The sequence below is a fragment of the Ferdinandcohnia jepli genome (genome assembly GCF_047246645.1).
In the GTDB taxonomy this organism is placed as follows: Bacteria; Bacillota; Bacilli; order Bacillales; family Bacillaceae_L; genus Ferdinandcohnia.
The window spans coordinates 15,910-38,352 of record NZ_JBFOKR010000004.1 but is presented as its reverse complement, the minus strand read 5'-3'; the positions used below and the strand labels follow the sequence as shown (position 1 = coordinate 38,352).

Annotated in this window: 19 protein-coding genes; 8 read left to right on the top strand and 11 right to left on the bottom strand. The window is 35.8% G+C overall.

Annotated elements, in window-relative coordinates:
- Positions 1–93: 93 nt before the first annotated feature.
- From AB3M96_RS05285 to AB3M96_RS05265, 5 genes are all read right to left on the bottom strand, one after another.
- Positions 94–243: a hypothetical protein gene (locus AB3M96_RS05285; RefSeq protein ID WP_412966537.1), complete on the bottom strand. Its 150-nt coding sequence runs from the start codon at positions 241–243 to the stop codon at positions 94–96.
- Between the two features lie 25 nt (positions 244–268).
- Positions 269–1,192 (bottom strand): hypothetical protein, encoded by a 924-nt coding sequence (locus tag AB3M96_RS05280; protein WP_412966536.1) that lies wholly within the window; start codon positions 1,190–1,192, stop codon positions 269–271.
- Between the two features lie 128 nt (positions 1,193–1,320).
- Positions 1,321–1,710, bottom strand: a complete 390-nt coding sequence (locus AB3M96_RS05275) for a hypothetical protein (protein WP_412966535.1) — start codon at positions 1,708–1,710, stop codon at positions 1,321–1,323.
- Between the two features lie 118 nt (positions 1,711–1,828).
- Positions 1,829–2,311 carry a peptidoglycan recognition protein family protein gene (locus AB3M96_RS05270; RefSeq protein ID WP_412966705.1) on the bottom strand — a complete coding sequence of 161 codons (483 nt, stop codon included), beginning with the start codon at positions 2,309–2,311 and terminating at the stop codon, positions 1,829–1,831.
- Positions 2,312–2,325: 14 nt separating this feature from the next.
- Complete coding sequence (locus tag AB3M96_RS05265) at positions 2,326–4,788, bottom strand: tetratricopeptide repeat protein (protein WP_412966534.1); 2,463 nt, start codon at positions 4,786–4,788, stop codon at positions 2,326–2,328.
- 314 nt (positions 4,789–5,102) lie between these two features.
- Here AB3M96_RS05265 and AB3M96_RS05260 point away from each other — a divergent pair, with 314 nt between their 5' ends.
- From AB3M96_RS05260 to AB3M96_RS05250, 3 genes are all read left to right on the top strand, one after another.
- A complete protein-coding gene (locus AB3M96_RS05260) occupies positions 5,103–5,828 on the top strand; it encodes a CBS domain-containing protein (RefSeq protein WP_412966533.1) in 726 nt (241 codons plus the stop codon).
- Positions 5,829–6,273: 445 nt separating this feature from the next.
- Complete coding sequence (locus AB3M96_RS05255; protein ID WP_412966532.1) at positions 6,274–7,167, top strand: hypothetical protein; 894 nt, start codon at positions 6,274–6,276, stop codon at positions 7,165–7,167.
- A gap of 522 nt (positions 7,168–7,689) precedes the next feature.
- A complete protein-coding gene (locus tag AB3M96_RS05250) occupies positions 7,690–7,989 on the top strand; it encodes a hypothetical protein (RefSeq protein WP_412966531.1) in 300 nt (99 codons plus the stop codon).
- A gap of 353 nt (positions 7,990–8,342) precedes the next feature.
- Here the strand turns inward: AB3M96_RS05250 and AB3M96_RS05245 are convergent, their stop codons facing one another.
- The 5 genes from AB3M96_RS05245 to AB3M96_RS05225 all read right to left on the bottom strand — a co-directional run bounded on the left by AB3M96_RS05245 (position 8,343) and on the right by AB3M96_RS05225 (position 14,386).
- Positions 8,343–8,939: a hypothetical protein gene (locus tag AB3M96_RS05245; RefSeq protein WP_412966530.1), complete on the bottom strand. Its 597-nt coding sequence runs from the start codon at positions 8,937–8,939 to the stop codon at positions 8,343–8,345.
- 697 nt (positions 8,940–9,636) lie between these two features.
- Positions 9,637–9,909, bottom strand: a complete 273-nt coding sequence (locus AB3M96_RS05240) for a hypothetical protein (RefSeq protein ID WP_412966529.1) — start codon at positions 9,907–9,909, stop codon at positions 9,637–9,639.
- 223 nt (positions 9,910–10,132) lie between these two features.
- Complete coding sequence (locus AB3M96_RS05235; RefSeq protein WP_412966528.1) at positions 10,133–11,410, bottom strand: hypothetical protein; 1,278 nt, start codon at positions 11,408–11,410, stop codon at positions 10,133–10,135.
- Complete coding sequence (locus AB3M96_RS05230; RefSeq protein ID WP_412966527.1) at positions 11,403–11,963, bottom strand: sigma-70 family RNA polymerase sigma factor; 561 nt, start codon at positions 11,961–11,963, stop codon at positions 11,403–11,405. The genes AB3M96_RS05235 and AB3M96_RS05230 overlap by 8 nt, the downstream gene beginning before the upstream one ends.
- A 170-nt stretch (positions 11,964–12,133) precedes the next feature.
- Positions 12,134–14,386 carry an ankyrin repeat domain-containing protein gene (locus AB3M96_RS05225; protein ID WP_412966526.1) on the bottom strand — a complete coding sequence of 751 codons (2,253 nt, stop codon included), beginning with the start codon at positions 14,384–14,386 and terminating at the stop codon, positions 12,134–12,136.
- 461 nt (positions 14,387–14,847) lie between these two features.
- Here AB3M96_RS05225 and AB3M96_RS05220 point away from each other — a divergent pair, with 461 nt between their 5' ends.
- The 4 genes from AB3M96_RS05220 (at position 14,848) to AB3M96_RS05205 (ending at position 17,563) form a co-directional block, all read left to right on the top strand.
- Complete coding sequence (locus tag AB3M96_RS05220; protein WP_412966525.1) at positions 14,848–15,408, top strand: sigma-70 family RNA polymerase sigma factor; 561 nt, start codon at positions 14,848–14,850, stop codon at positions 15,406–15,408.
- Positions 15,401–16,084, top strand: coding sequence for a hypothetical protein (locus tag AB3M96_RS05215; protein WP_412966524.1), 684 nt, complete (start codon positions 15,401–15,403; stop codon positions 16,082–16,084). The genes AB3M96_RS05220 and AB3M96_RS05215 overlap by 8 nt, the downstream gene beginning before the upstream one ends.
- Before the next feature lie 532 nt (positions 16,085–16,616).
- A complete protein-coding gene (locus AB3M96_RS05210) occupies positions 16,617–16,913 on the top strand; it encodes a hypothetical protein (protein ID WP_412966523.1) in 297 nt (98 codons plus the stop codon).
- A gap of 68 nt (positions 16,914–16,981) precedes the next feature.
- A complete protein-coding gene (locus AB3M96_RS05205; protein ID WP_412966522.1) occupies positions 16,982–17,563 on the top strand; it encodes a HEAT repeat domain-containing protein in 582 nt (193 codons plus the stop codon).
- Positions 17,564–17,838: 275 nt separating this feature from the next.
- Here the strand turns inward: AB3M96_RS05205 and AB3M96_RS23650 are convergent, their stop codons facing one another.
- A complete protein-coding gene (locus AB3M96_RS23650) occupies positions 17,839–21,288 on the bottom strand; it encodes an immunoglobulin-like domain-containing protein (protein ID WP_489672275.1) in 3,450 nt (1,149 codons plus the stop codon).
- 252 nt (positions 21,289–21,540) lie between these two features.
- Between AB3M96_RS23650 and AB3M96_RS05190 the strand changes: the two genes are divergently transcribed.
- The gene (locus AB3M96_RS05190; protein WP_412966521.1) at positions 21,541–21,663 is read left to right on the top strand and encodes a hypothetical protein; all 123 of its coding nucleotides are present in this window, start codon (positions 21,541–21,543) and stop codon (positions 21,661–21,663) included.
- Positions 21,664–22,443: the final 780 nt, after the last annotated feature.

Below are 22,443 nucleotides of genomic sequence, written 5' to 3'. Positions count from 1 at the left end.
CGACAATAATTCCAGTTTTCCGGCATTAAATCTATTTATTCGGCAAACTGCCTATATACTGGTGGTCTCTTACTCCCGTGTCCCTTCCCGTCTTTATATCAATCTCTCAAAATACCCACATCTATTCATACAGACAAATGCCTCAAAGCTATCTAAGATGAAACTCCCATCTTCTTGCTCTTCAACCGTGTCCCAATAGCTTTCGACGAGTTGCACATTACAATTCGGGCACATCTTACTCATAATAAATACCTCGCTCCCCTATAAACTAACTGAAAGTCAACGCCATTGGATCAGTGTGTTCATTTAAATAATCGATCCAGACTTGTACCTTTTTCGGTAACAAATTACGATGGGATACTATAAACTCTCTTATCTCTACCGGATCGAGACAATGAATATACTCTTGTTCTTCACCGATATATGGACCTTTTGATGTAAATAAAAACACTTCATCACGATTTTCGTTTCTATACTTTTCTATATAAAGTGGTACATTTCCGTTTTTCACCTGAACTGTTGCAGGCTTTTGTGTTTCCTTATGGAGAAGTACATACTCGTAAAACATCGTATCACTCTTGCAGGTGCTCGGGATAAACATGTAGTTAAACTTATATTGAAGATAAATACCGACAATGTCTTCACAATCATCCGATGAAAGTAAGGAATAAATGTCTCTCTCCGCAGACTCTAAAGGATAGTGAAATTCCTCAGCATTCTTGTTAAACAGGTATTTCGAAAACTCTAAGATAGTTGCGTCTGATATACGTTGTACAGTCCTAGATGGTATAAAGCTATTTACTATCTTACCTGGTATGGAATCCACAGTACCGATCTTGATCCATTGACACTCCCTCGTATTGACTAAATCAGCCTCTTTAAATGGTTTACTATTTTGATACAACCAGTCACTTTTGATTCTTCCAAGATAATAGACTCCCTTGTTATCTCTGGTCCAACATAAATCATTGACCTTCATTTTATTTTTCACAGCATTGATTGCTGGCCACCAACCCTTGTACCCTTTTTTACCATATGTACCATTTGCTAGGTTCATATATGTTTCCCAATCATAACATTCACCATCTACCGCCCAACCAACACCTATATAGCCGTTTTGTATCGCGAATTCTCTTGGATCTATATCCGGTTGGGAAGCTGTTTTTATATTTATTCTCCAAACTTGAGTCACTAAAATACCTCCCTATAAATTGATTCGAAGATCTACACTTTAATTTTTGAAAAATGACCCTAAAACATTGGGGCTTTAAATAAGAAAAAAACTTATACAAATATTACTTGTACAAGTTCCTTCATAAATTATTTTACAGAAGACAGAGATTTCCGTAATGCATCCAGCTCTGCTTTTAGACGTTGATTTTCAGCCTCGAGCTTTAATGCTTCGATTTCCGCTTTTAATCTCTGATTTTCATATTGGAGCTCTAATTCCTTGAGTTCCTCTTTTAAGCGCTGATTTTCAGATTCAAGGGATTGCGGTTCACTCGAAGTCGTAGTAGAAGGTAATAGATTTACCTCATACCAGCACTTTCCATCTGGTGATTCTTCTGAGCACTTTTTCATGCTTGCGTTTGGATACTTTTTCGAAACATAGTCTGCTTCTACATTTGATAGCCTTAATTCCCTGAAATACACATCATTGGCAAATGAGTCTTTCAGGAATTCTTCAAAAGTTTCTTCTTTCGAAGTCATCATTTCTCCTCCCTTTCAACGATAACTCTATTTTTTAGCAATATTTTATGTTTATCATTCTATTAAAAACCTTTTAATTACCAAATTCACAGCTTGAAGCTTCCGTTTTTCCCAAAAGCTAGGACTTTGAAGAACCTACTTGTGCTTTTTCTAACAACGTACGAAATTCATTCATGTTAAATAACAGTCCTGGACACGTAGTATAGTCGAAGCCCTCCAGTTCCCTATGCCCAAGAACATCCTTCGGTTTTAATTGAAACTTGTCCATAAAATAATGACAAATCTCAATTAATGACTTGATCTGCGGGGTCGTAGGAAATTCAATATCGAAATCACCGGTAGCACAAATACCAAGCGTGTTACGATTATAACCATATGTATGAGCACCCACATGTAGTCCTCTACCTTCAGTTATGGTTCCATCTTTTTCAATGAAGTAGTTATATCCTATACCGCTCCATCCTCTTTCATTTTGATGAAATAGATGTGTATCTTCTGCTGTGAAATTAACACGAGATGTATGATGAATAATTAATTTTTCAATTTTCTCCAATTCCTCGAATGGTTCTATAAAATCGAAGTTATTGGACTTAATGGTAATCATGTTGTCACCCTCTAAAAATTAAACTTTAATTGGTCATATTCAAATGTGTCTTGTTGTAATAACTGCTGCATTTCCGCGCTATAACTGTAGTTTATATTATCTTCTCTTAACGTTCCAATGCTGACCATTTTATTTTTTATTTCCAGGCACTTACTCATTGCATCGGCGCTTTCGGTTTCTTTATGTAACAGCTTATATATGATAGAAAAGTTATGTAATACCTTTGATACATATAGACTTTCTTCGCCCAACCGATTTTTAAAGATATCATACGATTCTTGAAGTAACTCAAGTGCTTCTTCATTCTGACCAAAAGCCGTTTTAGTGATCGCAAATACATTTAGTGCCCTTGCATAATTAAGTTGATGGAAATGCTCGTCATTTCTTACAATGTCCATAACCTTGATGGAAAATTCATAAGCCTTATCATACTGTTGGTAATCATGATAACAGCTAATTAAATTCATCATGCTGGTGGAAATTTTGCCATAGTCAGATTTTTCAAGGCTCTCATAGATGTCAATCGCTTTTCCATAATACTCTAATGCTTTTTCATAATCCTTTCGATTTTGATAAAGCATGGCTAGTCCATTTGCAGAATAAGCTAACCCTAAGATATTTGTTGAATCACAGTATTGTTCACGTAGCGAAAATGCCTTTTCATGGAGCTCTTCAGCTTCCGAATTTCGCCCCATCCTTTGATATAGTGTTGCTAAACCAAAGTATGATTTTGCAAGCAATAACTTTTCATCAATGAACTTCTGTTCCCGAAGCTCCATAACCTCTTTAAATAATTGCTCTGCTTTCTTGTAATCCCGATTTTCATCCATATAGACAAACGCAATATCGTAGAGAATAATACCTAAATATCTCTCATCATCTTTACTAACTCTGTTCTCTAAAAATTGTTTCAACTGATCTAAAAGAGGCATTGTTAAATAATTTGCCTTGCTATTTAAGAAGAAGTTATCGTACTTCCTAAACCATTCAATAAAATATTCTTTTGCAATTTCTTCTTTTTCCATTAAATTAAAGCCTTGGTAAAATGCTTGATTAATGATTTTCCCAGCGTAATGAGTCTCTCTTCTAGCGATTTCTTTTGGAAGTTCCTCTTTATAATAATGAAATAAAGTTTTCCTGCCCTTCACCTTTTTTTCATGGCGTTGATGGTGAATAAGACTATCTCGCATTAACCGGTGCATATCCCATGTATGATTATCTAATTGTGTGATAAAAGAAAATCGAGTTAACTTATGATGATCGTCCTCGTTCAGATGTATACGAAACGAATCCATTAAATGTTCAAATGTTTCAATGTCCCAGCCTTGGGTTAAAGCCAATAGCTCCAATGCCTGTTTCTCGGGTTTTAATAGATATTTTATAAACCTACTAAATAATTTGTCTGACGTTCTTAATCCAATAAAATCTGATACAACTGGATTAGGTATACTATTATAGGTGTCGATGGAGAGTTGAATAGAATAAGGGTGCCCCTCTGAATTTCGATAGATCTCATCTTGAATGGCTACATCAAATATTTGGTGCTTTTCTAAAAGTTCTTTTGTTTCCGTTTCTGATAATGCGCCAAGTGGCACATGGGTTATATCTAAGTCCCTCGTTTCATCATATCGTTCCCAATCAATGGGTTCCCGTCCAAATACTACCCAAAACACATTAGGAAGTTCAAGTACCAGGTTTCGTATCCATTCATCTACCACACTGTCATAAGCCTTCATTCTCTTGTCAGTCCATAATGCTTCATATGTATCAATAAAAATGACGAATGTAAAATCGGAATTTTCCAAGTACCTCTCTAAGTCTTCCGCAAAAATCTCTGGAAGAAGCTCTTGTAGTTCCTTCACTTCTAATGATTCAAAATCCCGTATTAAATCCATATCTTCTTTAGATAAAGGTTGTACTAGACGCTTTGAGATAACGCTAATCAGTTTTGTCGCAATCGATACATATGTGTTATCCGCGAATATATTAACAAAATCTGCAAGCCATGTTCCCTTTTCGACAAACGGCAACGTTTTTTCATTAAGGGTTATTGCATTATTGGTTTTATCCATATAAATGATGTATGCCGCATCAAATAATGTAAACGATACGGGATACTTTTTACCAATTTCCGTCCTTAAATAGACAAGTGCTTTTTCTACCTGCTGCAGCTCAACGGTATCAAAGTCAATAAAAGTGAATTCCACTTCGGATTCACTCTCTAATTTCTTCATCATTTCCTTACGCAATTCCGTTTTGCCAATTCCGCCAACACCGTAATAAGATAGGATTTTATATTCATCCCACTCTTTGCTTTCCAAGGTACTAGTAAATATACCTAGTTCAGTTTGTCGTCCTGTATATTTATCTTGTTTTCCATTTTTAAGCCTAGATATCCCTTTTCTTTTTCTTTTTGGGCGTACCGCAGGCTTATCTGCTACTTCTAAAACCGTAGTACTATTTTTCTCTACCATCTTACACCTCTCCAAACAAGTACTTCTTCTCCCTACGCAAGAGCTTTTTCTACGAATCTATCTTCTTTACTATATTTTCTCTTAGTACTTTTTCACTATTTTACCATTTATCCTTGCTCTTTTAATAGAATCCACTAAACAATTTAGCAAATCTGGTAAAAGTATGAAAAACAATTCGATTTCCAAATAGATTACTAGTAAATTTCATTGTGCAATTTCATCCTACTATTATCCTGGTTTTGTTATAATTGCAAATATATATTGTACTATCCATCTACTAAAATAGACTAGCTATTGAAAGGACTTACATAAAAATGATAATTAATATTGATAAAAATTTATCTGAACGCTTCGAAGTTGCCTTCAATCAAATTCATGAGGTTTTAAAGAAAAAAGTAAAAGCGCACACTACTAGTTTTACAGAGCTTGTCCGGATTGGTGCCCCACATCATCAAGTAATCAAAAAGTATTCCGATGATCTGCTGCAATACGCTAAACTTCGTAATGCAATGGTCCATGAAAAGACAGATATAGGGTTTTATATTGCTGAACCCCATGAAAATGTTGTGAATCGCTTAGAAAAAATATCAAATTTGTTTAACAACCATAACTATGTTTTGACGATCGCAACGAAAGAACCGATTACTTACAATGCAGAAGATACGATACAAGATGTAATCTTAGGGATGAAAAACCACGGCTATTCTCAGTACCCGATCTATGAAGGAAAAGAATGTATTGGTCTTTTACGAAATTCCGATATTATCAATTGGCTTTCTACAAATATGGCAAGCCATATTGTAGATTTAGAGAACATTAAAGTAAAAGATATATTTGCATGTGAAAGCATGAATCACCCTATTTCATTTGCTCCAAAATCTTATACGATATTTGAAATAGAGGATGTCTTCGAAAAGTATCATCAAGAGAAAAAAGATTTAGAAATGGTTATCATTACTGAAAACGGACTTAAAAATGAAACGCCTCTTGGAATCGTCACTGCTTGGGACTTAATTGAGATTGATTACACAACGGATTAAGTATATAGAATAGGACAAAAGGCAGCAGGCCCTATATGAGGGTTCCTGCTGCTTTTTGTATTTGAGCTGTCCACTATCTGCGAGATATGTTGGTTTACGTTGCTATTACGCAATTACTCCATTTAGTAAGCAATTATTTGGTTTATCCTGCAATTATTTGGTTTATCCTGCAATTATTTGGTTTATCCTGCAATTATTTGGTTTATCCTGCAATTAATTTTTTTATTACGCAATTATTGTATTTATCCCGCAATTAATTTTTTTATTACGCAATTTTCTGGGGACTTTCAGGTAAACACCGGGACGGTTCCGTCGTTTCACCAAATTTATACCCTCCACCTCCCTTACGACACAAAACATTCACAAACACAAAATTTCCTCAAACCCGATGCCCCTTTTCACCCCCTTGCTCACTATAACAACAGTGAAAGGGTGGTGCATGTAGATGAAAATTAAATCAGCAGCTACTTACAGTTTTAAGGGGTATTCACAATTCACTAGTTTAGAAGAGTTCAATACACAAATGGAAATGTGGATGGCAAGTTATAAGAGTGAGTTTTCAAAAGGAGAAATAATTGGGTTAAAACGACTTGTTCGTTTTGCCGCAAAGGTTCCTGGAGTTTGCAATGCGAAGATTGGAACAATGTTAAAAGCAATTCACGAGGAGCACGGGTTAAACGCGATTTCTCGTTCTACGTTTAAGAGAATGATCCAAAAGGCAAATTCAATTGGCATTTTTACTGTTTATGAAACAGAACGAAAGAACGGTTCACAGTCGAGTAATCTGTATGTATTCAATCATTTTCCCATTCAAAATGAACCACCTAAGCAATTGAACCACCCTGAAACTAGTAATCTTTCTAAAACTAAAAAAATAAATACTATAACTAAACGTAGAGACGACGTGGTTACACAAGCAGATGTATCCAGCGAACCAAAAGAATCACAAACCAAAAAGAAACTGGACCACACCTACACAGGGGACCATGTACCCACTGAATTCACAAAACTAGTGAAATGCTTCTATGACGATGCAAAAATGATTGAAGAATACTGGAAAATGACAAAAATTGCTGCCTATCGAAACAATCGCGAAACCGACATGAACTGTGTACTTGAAGTGGCAATACAGTCATTTAAACAAATGATTCAAAAGCTAAAGAAATATGTAGTGAAGAATCCATTTGCCTATTACTACGGTGTACTGAATAATAAGTTCAATGATGTGTTTGTAGAAGAACTTGCTGGTATGGGCTTTGATGTTGAAGAGGACATTGAGTGGGAACCACTATACGAAATAGTCGATCGTATTACGGAACGTAAGACCAATTTCTTGTAGAAACTGTCTTCTTTGTTTTGGAAAATGATATGAAATCTCTTAATTTGAACAATAAACTTAGGAATTGCACAATAATTTTAATAATTGAACAATAATCCGAGGAATTGCACAATAAATTCCATAATTGCACAATAATCCTGGTAATTGCACAATAACTAATTTCACACCACACATTGATACTTAAAAAACGAATGGGGACCACTATATAAATTGTGACCAAGGTTTAAGGTTAAAACTCTGACTATAACAGACCTATTTACCCTTCCCATCCTAAACTATCCAAACGTTTGTTTAATTTTCAAACCCCCTGCAATCATTGGGCTAAACCGCTAAACAAACGTTTGATTGAAATCGAATTTTACAAATAGTACAGATGTTTCCGGAAGTTAGTTCCAATAGATTATCATAGATACTAATTAAGTAGTATTTTCATAGTTTTTTGGGTTCTATGGTACTAATAGACTGCTAAATACTTTTCTACTATTTGATATAATAATGATAGAAAACAACCTGGAGGTCATCATGAAAAAGATATTGATGCTAGTAATTCTTACAATTCTTCTATTCGGCTGTGGTCAGAAAAATGAAACAACTAGTGAAAGTAAATCGGAGCCAGAGGTTTCTCCACCAACATCTGAAAATGAAGTGGTAGTTGTAGAAGAAGAAACAGAACAAGTAGAAGAGAGCACTAAAACGAATGAAGTCGAAGAAACAACTGCCCCTGAAGAGAGTACAAATTCGCTAATCATGCTAGAAGATAACATTATCTATCTAAAAGGCATAACACTTGGAATGAGTTCAGGGAAGTCCTCACTATTTTAGGAGAACCGCTATTTAATGGTGCGGACCTAGAGGATGCTTATTACGACACAATCACTGAGTACGAAGATATCTCGATTGGGTATTATAGTGACCAGGCTAGCAGCATTTACTTTAATGGCTCAATAAACTTAGAGGAAACATTACAAGGGTTCGAAGGTCAAAAATATAAGTATGAAGATGATAACACGTACTTCCTATATTCCCCTGAAGGACAAATGTTAGTAAAAATCAGCTCAAATGGAGAAACCTACGACACCTATTTGTTATACGAAGATGAAAATTTCCACTTTTCATTAGACAATGGGATGTTCATTCCGGTTGAGTAGGAATAATGGGACAGGTCACCTGTCCCATTATTGTTCTGCAAATAGGATCCGTAGTTCATCGTCTGTAAATTGCTTGTTGTTTTTATCAAAGTAGAGAATTTGAGTGCGCTGATCAAGATCTTCCGGGATCTTCTTATAATGAAAGAAAAATTCATCTTTAGATACATCAATTAGGTAGCTATAAGACTTAGTATAGTCTACAAGTACTTCTATATGATCAATCTGCAGTTCTGGATTTTCACCCATTACAAAGAAATACCTTCCTTTATTAGTCTTCAAATCTTCATATCTATATTGAGAGAAACCACCATAACCTGCCTCTTTAATTCTTAATTTATTATTCTTACCTTCAACTAGTTGCGCTACGCCTAATTGATTGTCTTCTAGCTCAAACAACACAATATATGAGCTGGTGTCCGCAATTTTTTCTACCTCAAAGACCTTTGGATCAAGGGTCATACTGCCATCACGATTTAACCATAACTTAAGATTATATTGAATTGAACTCTTTTCATTAGTAATATAATACTTTTTTTCATATTCCTTCTGCTCCTTATAGTTCCAACCATAAATCGCAAGTCCGATCACAAAAACAATTAATAATAGATATAATAATTTTTTCAAATTACGTCCTCTTTTCCCCACAAATTGTAGAAATAACTAATAAATGTCCCTAAATTATGTTCGACAAAATCATTCATAGTCCTTCTTTTACTATGCAAAAGTTATCCTCATGTCTTCATGGCATAATTAACGGTTGACTCAAGTCCTATCACCTCTACTAATCATGAGATTTCCTTTAAATGCACAAAAAAACGCCAGACTCCAATTCACCGGCAGTCTGGCATTAAACTTTTAAAAATGCAATTCAGTTTTATATAAACTCTATGTAATTATTTGTTCTTCAAAATAATTTATATAGTTATATAGTTTTTTTCATAAAAGATTATCTAAAAGGAATCATTTTTTTATAGTTTTTCCCACATCAAATAAAATCTTCTAATTACTTGTATCCTCAAAAATCTCTGTATTAACTTTTAAAATTATTTTCTATAAAATCTTTTACTATTTTGTTATATTCCCGCTCATTTTGATTCAAGTTATTCTACATGTCATAATTAGTTTCGATCATCTACCATTCTCTTCTCATTTTCCTATGATGGGAGTTGGAAATAGGACAAATGAGAGAAAGGTTAGTATGTTCTTATCTAATTATTATTTACCTTCACCGGTCTACGAAACTAAGCTATCCATATGGAGGATTTGTTCTTAGTTTTACGTCAAATTGGTGATTGTATTGGGTTTTCATCTTACAGCTCCTTTAAATTGCTTCTTGATACTCAGCGAAGTTATACACAGTGATTAATACGATATTCCAAGGATCCTTGGTGTCAATGATGAACACTAAATCATCACTGATTACCTTCGATACCTTTGATCCATTAAGTACTGTAAAACTAGGCTCTCGGTTTGCTAACGCTCTTCTGCAGAAATCAACTGCTTCACTGCGCGTTTCGAAGTACGTAACTCTTTCATTCAATCTATCTAGCATATGGTACGTACACTTAAAATTAGCTCTTCCACTTATTCTCAATTAATTTTCCTCCTAAAATACCTCCTCTCTCATTTTCACGTAATATCCAACTCCAACAGATACATCCATTATAATGCAAAATGTACCAATTAACTTCAATTTTCGAACGCTAATTATTGACAATACTACGCAGGATTCGACATTACTATTAGGATTTGAGCCACTTTAAATTCTAGAATTAAGAAAAGTGCCGATCTAGTCGACACTTTCAAAGTGAATCTCTCTATTCCCATTCAATCAAAGGATAACCATCTTCATTAACCCCATTCATTCTTCCTTTTGAAATCACTCCCTCAGAGGGGGTGATTATGATTATATCGAACATATATTGCCCCAAGTCTTTGCCCCATATGGTTGTTTCTTTAGATTGGTATGCTTCCGAGTTATTTGCAGCATCAGTATAGTAGTTAATTGTTTTTTCTACCAATTGTTGTACCTGTTGTTCAGAACCATTTTCTTTTAAATACAGGCCAAAGTTTAGGTAGCCTCCTTCTCCCGTCATCCCGAGATGATCAAAAAGTAATTCTTCCTTCATATAGTTATTGGTTGCAGTCATCCATGATTCCTCTAACTTTACAAGATTTTTGTACTTTTCATTTAGATCTTCATAGTGATCTGGTATGGAGATATCAAGATCAAGCTTATCTATCTCTTCGTTAATCTTCAGTTCTTCTACGATTAATCGAGAAGATTCTTCATTATTTCGCTTGGACACAGCCTCCAGTATAATCCCATGTTCAATATCTATCTTCAGTGAATTATAGATAATAACATTTACTGGCCCACTTTCTTGATAAGAAGATGATAACACTACCCACCCCTCTTGCTCGTTAAACTCATCTACCTGCCATGTTCCCTCTTCCATGTTAAGCAACTCAACTTTTGGAAGTAAAGGTTCTATATATATTGGATCATAATAGATCTTTTCGATGGAAACTTCCACCTCAAACGTTTGAAAGGATTTGCCGCTATGAAAAATGGTCGTTATCTTCGAACCTTCTATTATTGTTTCATCATTTAACTGGTAGTCACCATAATCTTTAACAGAATTTGACTTTACGATTATCTGCCCATCCTTGTACTCTGAATTTACGACGTATGAGGACTCTATGTTCGTTGTTCCATTCATTTTACTTGAGTATGTTAAGTACAATTTTTCAAAGGGTTCACGAGGTACACTCCACATCTCAGTAAAATAGGAGATCCACTCTTCTGCCGTTTTATCGGTAACCTTTTCATTATATTCCTCTGTAATTGGAGGTGTATCTACTTCCTCAGTGGGCGTGTTTTGCTCTTTATCTTGAAAAATGAATGAAGCTGATAGTATCGATACAAGAAAAATTGCAGCCATTACCATTAGACCCTGTTTTAGCCCAGGTCCTTTTTTAGTAGATTTATTTTTAATTCTTCGCAAGATTTCATCCTTTTGACTTTTAAATTCGTATTTGGTGAATACTTCCTCATCTAACTCCTTCTTTAAATTACGAAAGTCTTCATTCATTGTATTCACTCCTTTCACTGCTGTCTTTGAGGATCTTTCTCGCTCGCTCAAGACGCGTCCTTATCGTGGAAGGACTTACCTCGAGCATGTCACTAATTTCATTTGATGATAGATTCTCATAATAATATAGAATAATGACTTCCCGATACAACAGCGGTAGCGACAGAACCTTTTGCGCTAATGATTGGCTTGTTTCCTTCTCCATAAATATAGACTCGGGAGTGTTTGTTTCCGACTTTTTTGTAACATGTGTGAGTAATCGTTTAACTATATTTCGCTTGCTTTTCATTGAACGAAGATAATCCTTTGACTCATTTGCAGTTATTGTATAAATCCAAGTCTTAATATTGCTTTTGCCTTCAAAGGTATGATATTTCTCATACACTTTAATAAAGACGTTCTGTGTAATTTCTTGCGCAGCTCCCCAATCCCTTACATAGACAAAGGCAAACTTTGTAATTTGCTGTTCGTATGTATCAATCAAATCTTTTACTATAGCCGTTATGTCAAGCTCCTCTGGTTGAGAAGGTACGCTTGATAAGAAATCCCTCAAATCTTCACCTCCAGTTACTTTTGTTTCTACTTAGACGGAATGAGTTTTGGTTGTGTCTCAGGTTTTGTAAAATTTAAATAAAAAAGGCGTTAAATCTCCGTAATAGAGTACAAATTTTTTTACGATAATAACCAAAATGGGACAAGTAACACTTGTCCCATTTTTTTGTTCTATCTCCCCATTACAATATTGTAGAGTTCAAGGTATCTTTCTTCCATTTGGTTTTCTGATATTCTTGTGAATTCTTCGTTTAAGATATTGGCATCGTTATGGTCCAGGTATTGAATGTTAAACGAGTTCTCGGAGTTTATTGTCATAATAAATCCCCTTACTGCATGGGTTTTGTAAAATCCTTTCGATGTATAAGTTGCAAGGGCTGGTTTTTTCAGACTTGAGATTGTGTTGCTGGTCAACTCAACACTTTCATCTGTTATGGTATATTCCCCTGCAGCTGTTTCGCTCCATTCTGAAACGAGGTTCATTCTCCAAGAAGGAACAGAACCATAATTATTCTTTTTCACAAAAATATATCGAATACCATGTGCTTCATTTACTAGTGGCGAAACACGTTTCCACACTCCAACTAAGCTTTCCATTTTCTTACTCAACAAGCTGGGCTCCGGTACCTTCTGAGTTGTCGAAGTTGTTGTTGAGTTAGTAGATCTAGATGAAGGACTAGTTGTAGAAGTTGATTGTTGCGTCTGTGCAACAACAGCCTCCTCCACGGTTCGTAAACGCTCCTTCTCATCTTGAAACTCTTCTTCTGTTACCTTCGTAAAGTTACCATCCGATACTTTGATCTCAAGATCTGAAACCGGTGTAAATGCGCCAGCTCCAGGAATGATTTGAATTACTTCTTCTTTATTTCCGGTCTGAAGAACCATGTACCATGCTCCGGCGTTGTCTTTGTTAATTTCTATTATTCTTTCAGGGGTTTCCCCTTTTTCTTTCCAAAATCCAGCATAACTAGGAAGTTTGATTTCAAATAGGGTCATACTCTTGTATTCCAGTAAAATTGACTCAAGTTCCTTCATATTTCCTTCATGCGCTAGTTCAATTGGGTATTTCTTGTTACCATCCATTTGATTCGGACTGGCTCCTGATTCTAGCAACATTGTTGTCAGGTTGATATTTTGTTTTTGAACAGAAGCGTGAAGTGGGTATTTCCCACTTTTCGTTGGTAAGTTAGGGTCGGCTCCATAATCAAGAAGCATTTTTACAACTTCCATTTTATTCTCTTCGATAGCATGGACTAGAAAAGTCTCTCCCTTTGGCAACTGGAGATTAGGATCCATGCCACTTTCTAAAAAGAACCGCAACATCTCAGTATTATTTGCTTCACTTAACTTCTCTACTATTCCATTCTCTAAATCTGAAACATTTTTGTCTTTTAATAGAGCTTCTACAAAATAAAGGTTTTCCTTCTCCACAGCTACCTCTATTGAGCTAGTTCCTGTTTCCTCTTTTAAAAATGGATCGGCTCCACTGGTTAGCAGTTTATTGAATAAGTCACGGTTATTTTTCTCAATCGATAAATTAAGTGCTAGTTTCCCAGATTCTGATTTGGTATTTGGATTTACTCCAAGGGTTAGGAGGCTTTCGATTCGCTTCGTATCCTCTTGATCAATTGCTTTTTTATATGCATAAACTTGAAATGATTCTCCATTTACTTTCATAGTAGACTTTAAAAAATAGTCATCCATTGAAGCTACCATAAACTTTCCTGTAGCAAACGCAGAAACTGCATTGATAGAAAAAAATAAGAATAGCATAGCGGCAATTGTTATAGCAGCTATCTTTATCCTAGACTTAGATTGTTTCTTTTTCTCCGGATCCTTCTTTTGCTGAGTAGTTTTCGACTTTTTTTGCGCTTCGGATGGAGCAGACCCTTGTAAAGCACTCGTATTGTTCTCTTTTACACGTTGTAACTCCTTTTCTAGTTCGAGTAACTTATCATTAAATGCCTTTTCGAATTCTACAGACATTTTCGGTTCGCTGTTAGATGTGTGTTGTTCAATAGGAGTAACATAGGCTGGATAAACAATATTTTTGTCTACATAGATTGAAAGAAACCAGACTATCAGATCAAACGAATATCTTGCTAATTGAATGGCCGATGGTATATCTCCATACCCCGCATTATGTACAGCTGTGTTTCCCTCTTCTCGTATCAATTCTAATTTCTCATAGATATCAACCGGTATTATGCTTTTCTCTTTTAGTAGAATTAACCGATTGTATTGACCCTTAGGTAATACAAGTCCCTCCATTACGAATACCGCTTTTGTGAGAGTCTCACCTAACATTCGTAGCTTTACCATTGCAGTATTCGGGTCTTGATAAATATTATCCTCCGCCGTTTTAACGAGATATTCTATAACTTCCCACTCTTTAGGAATAAATGTAAAATTAGTACTCTCCACTGGACTCTCTCCCATTTGATGCTGATTAGGAATCTCAAATTATATTACTTTCCTATTTTAACAGAATCCAGTTTTAGTAGGAACCGGGAGTGGTAGGAAATGGTTACTTGGAAATATCCATTCGTTGTAGTTTCTTAGTTTCCGCTCACCCAAGCATCTAACTGGTCCCTAATCGCACCTATAAAGGGTTAACTAATTATGTTGTCGAATAAGTTTATACAAAAATAAAGGGAGAGATAAATAAATGAAGAATGAAACGCTAGAATACGTAAAAGTTGTAAGTTTAGTTTAGCAGTTATCGCTTGGAATTCCGTTGATGTAGATGACTATCTAAGACTGATTCAGTAGATGAATTGTAGATTTCATATTCCAATCCAAATTTTTTAATAAATGCTGGGACGTTGGCACCATTCCATACGTCTAATTTATAAAAACAAGAATATCAAATTGGGGGTGACACGGTGAGAAATGTTCTTCCTGATCCATCGATTCACAAACATTGCACAGATACTTCCACTTTCATTGAGGATTTAATTAATAAATATGAACGCCAAATTACCAATTTTGTTTATACCTATGTGAAAGATTGGTCAGCTGCACAAGAGATAACACAAGATGTATTTATTAAAGCATATGAAAAGAGTTACACCTTTGAGGGTAGGAGCAATGTAAAAACTTGGTTATTTACAATTGCAGCAAATCAGTCAAAGGATTACCTTCGGGCTTTAGAAAGAAGAAAGAAGGGGCTCAAGTATCTATTTTCAAATATGATAACAAACGTGGAAAAAAACACACCTGAAACTATTTTTATAACAAATGAATCCAATCAAACACTTGCTGAAAGTGTACTAGCTTTGCCAGTTATCTATAGAGAAGTTGTAATCTTATTTTACTATGAAGATTTGCCAACAAAGGAAATAGGTGATTTATTGCAAATGTCATCCTCAACAGTTAGAACTCGTTTAAATCGAGCGAGGCAAATGTTGAAGAGTTTAGATGAAGGGAGTGAAATAAATGAGTGAAGGGCATAAAAAGTTAAAAGAGCAGTTGGATAAGCAGGTTTTTGCAAAACACCATTTTCAAAGCCAAAAAGAACAAATCATAAAAAAACTTGAAGTAAAACCTAAAAAATCAAAAAAGGTATATCATGCACTAATGGTTTCGGCGGCGGTTATCTTATTTTCAGTATTATCTGCCCCTTATATATTACAGCAAAAGAATAATAATCTAGTTCAAAGCAACGTAAGTCCACCAAATAATGAGATAATCACTAAAGAGAATAAGCCTGAGAATGAACAAGAAGAGGCGGTGTCATTTTCATCTTTAATCAAAGCCCCTTTTCCGTTAGGTACACCATTAAGCGAGCTAAAGGAGCATTATGGTACACCTTCCTATGATGATTACTATAATGGTGGAAAACTGGTCGCGTTCGACAAGGAAGGATATTTTATTGATGAACTGAATGAAACTGTGAGGGGCTACTATTTTTCAGCACCAACCCTATCTGTGTTCGGTGCCACTGTCGGCATGACTGTGGAAGAAATTAACCAAGTGTTTGCTGAATCCGTTCAACCAGTTGAAGATTTAGACTCTGACGGATACCTCCTTTTTTATAATAATAAAAATGGATTCAAAATCATTTTTACGTCCGAAACAAAGAATGGACCAACTACCTCTGTAAGCTTGACGCGTGAATAAGATTATATTTAACGCTTTTTTCATAGAGATTGGCGTTTGGGGGACTTATAGCTTTGCTTTGATAGGATTTTCAATTTTGAAAAGAATTCTTTAGCCAAATAATAGATATCAATTCTTTTCTGGCCTTCTTTATCCATAAGAGTAAAATGCAATAAAGAAGTAGAACATTCTTGTAAACTGGTGCAAGGGTTGAAGAGCAGAGCTGTCCCGAAGGGCAGCTTTTCTTGATTGACTATCTGTGCAGGTTAGATCAATAAGAATTAGATGGATTAGATAAAAGTTAAAGGGAGCATTGGTCCATGCAGGATTAATGCTCATTTTTGTTGAAGTTCTTAGGTACTATTAAATAAGGAAATCTATAATTGTGAATTACTTATTGCGATAATGTCTTTTATTTATGGTCTTTTCGTGAAGTTTGTGGAGTTAAAAAGTTAAATAATTTAAAAGGAAAAATATCACTACTTTTAGTAATAAAGTTTGTTCAACTAATTTGAAACAGAAAATAGAATCAAGTTTGTTGAGGGGGAGAAAAATGAAGAAATGGGTTAATTATCTTCTGATAAATCTAGTTTTATGTTTTGTATTTTTTTTGTTTTTTCACTTTTGGGGAGCATACTTTGCATCTAGATCCTTAGCTGAACTAGCACTAGTAATTCTAATGTTATTGCCCTTAGGTTTTGCTCTAATCATTAGAGAAAAGCTAAATATTGGAACCAGAAAAGATAGAATATTTTTTGTGTTATTTTCTGTGGTTACAATTCTAATAGTTAGAAAAGTATATTTTAGCTATTTTTATTCATCAGGCCTATTAGGCTTACATTTTATGTAAGCTTAATTTAATTGTATGTAATCAACATTAAATGCTAACATAGCGTTGTTTAGATAGGGGTAGCAAGGGTGGAGAAATTAAACAAGGATCTACTTATTTCAGAGGTAAGGGAATTAGGATATAGTATTTTATCGATTGAAGAATTGAAGAAAATAGATAATACAAATGAAGATGTCATTCCAATTATACTAAGACACTTATCGCAAATTACTGACATTAGTCATAAGGAGTTTTTGGTAAGGTGCCTGGGTGTAAAGGGATTCAATGCTGCCTCTAATCCGTTAATCAATGAATTTATAAACTCGTCTAATAACACTTACAAATGGGCAATTGGTAATTCATTATCGTTAATTCTCGATAAAAGTTCATTAAATGAACTTTTGGAGATTGCAACAGATAAGAAACACGGTACGGCAAGGCAAATGATTGTTGATGGACTAGGAAAATTTAAAGACAAAAAGGTAATTCCTATTTTACTGGAACTATTAGAGGATAAAGATGTCCAAGGACACGCATTATCAGCACTTTCAAAATTTAAAGAACCTGAGTTAATAACCTATATAAAGCCATTCGTGAATCACGAAATAACCTGGATTAGAAATACCGCTAAAAGGGCAATATCAAGAATTGAAAAAATAAACAAAGAGTAAATAATCCTTATTCAAATATCGGGTGCTTTCGTTTAACAATACCCCTAAAAATGGATATTAAAAATAGGCTCAGTTTTAAATGAACCCATACTTTTTATCAAAAACGTCTACAAAAGCACGTACAATTCGAGCTTTAATTTTCGTTCGGGTTCCGAACCCAATCCATATTTCTTGGTGCTTTTTGCACTTTACTATTAGTTTATAAGTAAATTTAACGTAGAATTACTACTAATAATTAGAGGGACATGGGCCTTATCCCCTTGTCCCTCCCAACCTTACTTCACCCAAACCCCACTTGCATTCAGATAGTACCATTTGCCACCATCCAGAATCCAACCGGTTTTCATTACTCCGCTTGCATCCATGTAGTACCACTTGCCACCGTCACTTACCCAGCCAGTTTTCATGGCTCCGCTTGCGTCCATGTAGTACCATTTGCCGCCAGTACTTACCCAACCGGTTTGCATCGCTCCGCTTGTGTTCATGTAGTACCATTTACCGCCACTACTTACCCAACCGGTTTGCATTGCTCCGCTTGTGTTCATATAGTACCACTTACCTCCTACACTTACCCAACCGGTTTGCATTGCTCCGCTCGGGTTCATGTAGTACCACTTGCCGCCACTGATTACCCAACCAGTTTGCATCACCCCAGTAGCATCCAGGTAATACCACTTGTTGCCGTCTTCTAACCAACCTGTTTTCTTCTTTCCAGTCAGTCCCACATAGTAGAACCAAGTGCCGTTTTCTTCAATCCAACCAGATTTCACAACGGTAATTGTTCTTGTCTTAAATGTAGTGTTGTCAGAAGAATCTGTAACGGTATACGTAATGAAGTACTTACCATCTACATTTGTGTCAACCTTGCCTGATACTAGTACTTCGCTTGTAAGGTCACCGTCAAAATTATCTGTTGCAGTAACTCCCTCCATTACGTTAAATGAAGATCGCATTGGGATAACTACATCATCCACACCTATTAATACAGGTGCACCCTTATCTGCAACTGTTACAGCTCTCTCCAATGACGTCATATTCCCCGCGTTGTCCACAACTGTGTACCGTAAAGTATATGTTCCAGGTACCGATACATTTACTTTGCCTAGTACTTCAATGTATGGGATCTCTCCGTCCACATTGTCATGTGCCGTTACGCCTGCCAGTGGATCGAATGAGTCATTTACGCCAATTTCTACATCCTCTATTCCAGTTATTACTGGAAAAATATCATCAATTACAGTAATTACTCTCTCTGCAGTTGCGATGTTTCCTGAACGGTCTTCCACTGAATAAGTCAGTACATGTTCCCCAACTTTTAGCGTATCCACAGTACCAGTGACAGTTATATCAGATGTTACATCTCCGTCCAAATTATCAATGGCTGACACACCTTGCATGCTGTTCCAATCACGTCCATATCCGATAGTTGTGTCTGTAACACCTTGAAAAACAGGAGCCTCTTCATCTACTACAATAATGTCACGCTCTTTTGTTACCTTATTACCAGCTTGATCTGTTGCCGTATATATTAGGGTGTATGTCCCTAATTGGTGTGTATCAACTTCTCCGTCAACCATGATGTTTGAAGTGATAAATTGATCCACTGTATCGTACGCTGTAATTCCTACCAAAGGATTAAACTCGCTATGCACAGGTATAGTCAGCGTTTCTCCACCATAAAATTTTGGTGCCGTATTGTCGATTTGTACTAGATTGTTAGCGAACCGGTCATCGTATAGAAAACCTTCACTATCTATTATGTTAGTAAAATGAAAATGAATAGCCCCTTCTTCTTCCAGAGCATTAAATTCATATTGATATACACGCCCATTACTATTTTCCACTTCTGTCATTTGCATAGATTCTGAGTTTTGTGCGCCTCTTAAGGCAATTCCAACACCATGTTGAATACTCTCCGAAAAAGCAACAGTTACAAGCACCTTTTCACCAGAAGAAACGTTAGTCTTATTCACTTGAACAGACTCCACAATATCCGTTAAGTAGTATCTTAATGGAGAAATATTTATTTCTCCAGCAGCGTTTGGTCCAATCGCTACTGATGTACCATCTTCCTTTAGCCCGACTAGGGAACTACCACCCGCAGAAAAGGACACAATATCAGTCCAGCCCATTTCCTCCGTTAGATTACCCGTGAAAAATTCTCCAACCGCCAAAACCGTACCATCTGCTTTCTGTCCTAGTACACTTCCACCCCTTGCTTCAATTGCAACAATATCTTCCCAGCTTTCTACTTGTTCTTTATTTTCTAGATCACCCGCTACTAGAACAGACCCATCTGCTTGTAAACCAACCGAAAACGTAGTTCCACCATCAATGGCAACAATATCTTTCCAGTGACCTACTTCTAATTGAAGATGGCCAGTGTATCCGGCTGTTACTACGGTTCCATCAGCTTTTAACCCTAAAGTAGTTGAAAATCCTGCTGAAATATCAACAATATCCTGCCAATCAGTTACGCCTAATTGCCCGTAATAATTATCTCCGACAGCAACTACAGTTCCGTCAGACTTCAAGCCAACAGTATGGTTTGAACCCGCTGCAATCGAAATTATATCTCTCCAAGCTCTAACATCTGTTTCACCTTTATAACTATTATTTCCTCCGGCTGCTACCACGGTTCCATCTTTTTTTAATCCAACCGAATGAGAGAAGCCACCAGCAACGGCTACAATATCCTCCCAATCTTGGATATCAAGCTGTCCATTCCAGTTAGTACCTTGACCAATAACTGTTCCGTCCGGCTTTACTCCTAGCGTGAATTGTCCCCAAGGAGAATACAGAGATGTGATATCCTGCCAGCCCTTAACACTCACTCGATCCAACCAGTTATCTCCTGTTGCCACTAATGTACCGTCTTTTCTCATACCAACAGTATGATTAGAAGATGCTGCTATCGCAACAATACCGGTCCAATCCTCAACATTTAGATTTCCATAAACGTTCTCACCCGTAGCGACAACTGTACCATCTGCTTTTAGCCCAACTGTAGAGACCTCACCAGCAGCTATCGAAACAATATCTGTCCACTCACTAATGTTTAATTGCCCATATGAGTTATCACCAACAGCTACTACAGTCCCATCTTCTTTTAAACCAACGGTATGATGAGAACCAGCTGCTACAGCTTCAATATTTGTCCAGTTACCAACTTCACCATGTCTCTCATAGCTTGTTGAAACAACAGTACCATCCGCTTTTACACCCACTGTATGATTATATCCTGCTGCAATTGCAACAATATTCTCCCAGTGTTGGACATTGGTTTGGCTTTTATCGTTTAAACCAACTGCCTCTACTGTCCCATCTGCCTTTAGGCCAACCGTATGCCACTCACCAGTTGCTACTTGTACAATATTGGCCCAATCAGCAACTTGATTTTCTCCATATACGTTATCACCATTTGCAATGACTGTTCCGTCACTATTTAGCCCAACTGCATATTGTGAACTGGCAGAAATGGCTATAATATCTCTCCACTCACCAATCTGCTTATGGTCAGATATAAATGTTCCTATCACATTTCCATCTTCCCTAACTAGATAAGAACCATCAAGAGAAGCAGATAGTTTCCCTTCAAATTGCTTGGCTTCCTCCCGTGTTAAAAATGATGAGGCATACACTTCACTATTAAAATTCATTGGAAGTATTTGTAGAATAAAAGTTAAAATGATTGCTAGACTTAAGGTTTTACGTCCTACCTTCATGGCTTAATCTCCTTTATTTGAGCTATTAATCTCTATTGATATTGTAACACCACTCTCACTAAAAGAGGATATCTTCAAGTACTTACCACCTATTAAAACTACTATTCTTGTAAAAGTTAAGCTTCCATTAACAGTCGCTGGAAAATTGAGAATGGAAAATGGGTTTTTATTAAGACCGGTGTAAAGCAAAAGGATTGGGTACTTGATAATGGTACATAGTATTTTTAAATAGTAGCGGTGTAATGGTAACTGGTGGCAAAAGTCGGAGGATTATGGTATTACTTCTATTCTAGTGGTCAAATGGCTTCTAACACTTACATTGGAGGATATAAACTAAATTCTAGTGTGCTTGGATTCAGTAAATCATTTATATGATGATTTAATTAAGTTCTTTTAGGGGCTGTTCTCACTACATTGAGGCTTGAACATTTGTAAATTCCCTCTCCATTTAAGTCCCTTCTTGGAGAAAAGTAGCACTATAACAGGCATTTTCTTACTACCTAATTTGAAGTAAACAAACGTTTGTATAAATTTCAAACCCTATGCGGCGTCTGGCCTCTCCCACTAAACAAACATTTGATTGAATTAATACTTTAGGATTAGTACAGATGTATGTGAAATGTAAGTTTATTAGATTTTAAATAGTAATACTTTTGTATTAATAATCATTGGATAGTACGGCTAACTGGTTTGGTTGAGAGATAGAGTATGTAATTTCACACTTAAGAGTATAAAATAGCAACACAAAAAGACCAGATTAAAATCTGATCCTTTCTGGTCTGGAAGCACAGGTTGTTCAACAAAGTAGCCTATAGTGTAAGTACAATCTAATCTAAAATAATAGTTATCCTATTTAGAAGTTACCGGAAAGAAGCTGACAACTCCCACAAGAATCATAAGAATAAAATATGCTATAACACACCATAGAATTATAGTTCCAACACGATAGCCTTTTCGTTTAAATATTTGGTTTAAAAGTAAAAATAATAAAATAAAAATTAAGATGGGAAAAATTAAAGGTGTAACAGTACCTAATAATTCCAAGTTACATTCTCCTTTAGGCTCTACGTTTTTTTAATAATTATAATTCTACTTTTTCTCTCAAATACCTTTTAACCCAAACTAAAGTTCCGTATTTTTTGCTAATGTAACTTT

Coding starts and splice junctions, on each gene's coding strand:
- AB3M96_RS05285 (WP_412966537.1), bottom strand. CDS start 243: ATGAGTAAGATGTGCCCGAATTGTAATGTGCAACTCGTCGAAAGCTAT.
- AB3M96_RS05275 (WP_412966535.1), bottom strand. CDS start 1,710: ATGACTTCGAAAGAAGAAACTTTTGAAGAATTCCTGAAAGACTCATTT.
- AB3M96_RS05265 (WP_412966534.1), bottom strand. CDS start 4,788: ATGGTAGAGAAAAATAGTACTACGGTTTTAGAAGTAGCAGATAAGCCT.
- AB3M96_RS05260 (WP_412966533.1), top strand. CDS start 5,103: ATGATAATTAATATTGATAAAAATTTATCTGAACGCTTCGAAGTTGCC.
- AB3M96_RS05255 (WP_412966532.1), top strand. CDS start 6,274: ATGAAAATTAAATCAGCAGCTACTTACAGTTTTAAGGGGTATTCACAA.
- AB3M96_RS05250 (WP_412966531.1), top strand. CDS start 7,690: ATGAAAAAGATATTGATGCTAGTAATTCTTACAATTCTTCTATTCGGC.
- AB3M96_RS05235 (WP_412966528.1), bottom strand. CDS start 11,410: ATGAATGAAGACTTTCGTAATTTAAAGAAGGAGTTAGATGAGGAAGTA.
- AB3M96_RS05215 (WP_412966524.1), top strand. CDS start 15,401: ATGAGTGAAGGGCATAAAAAGTTAAAAGAGCAGTTGGATAAGCAGGTT.
- AB3M96_RS05210 (WP_412966523.1), top strand. CDS start 16,617: ATGAAGAAATGGGTTAATTATCTTCTGATAAATCTAGTTTTATGTTTT.
- AB3M96_RS23650 (WP_489672275.1), bottom strand. CDS start 21,288: ATGAAGGTAGGACGTAAAACCTTAAGTCTAGCAATCATTTTAACTTTT.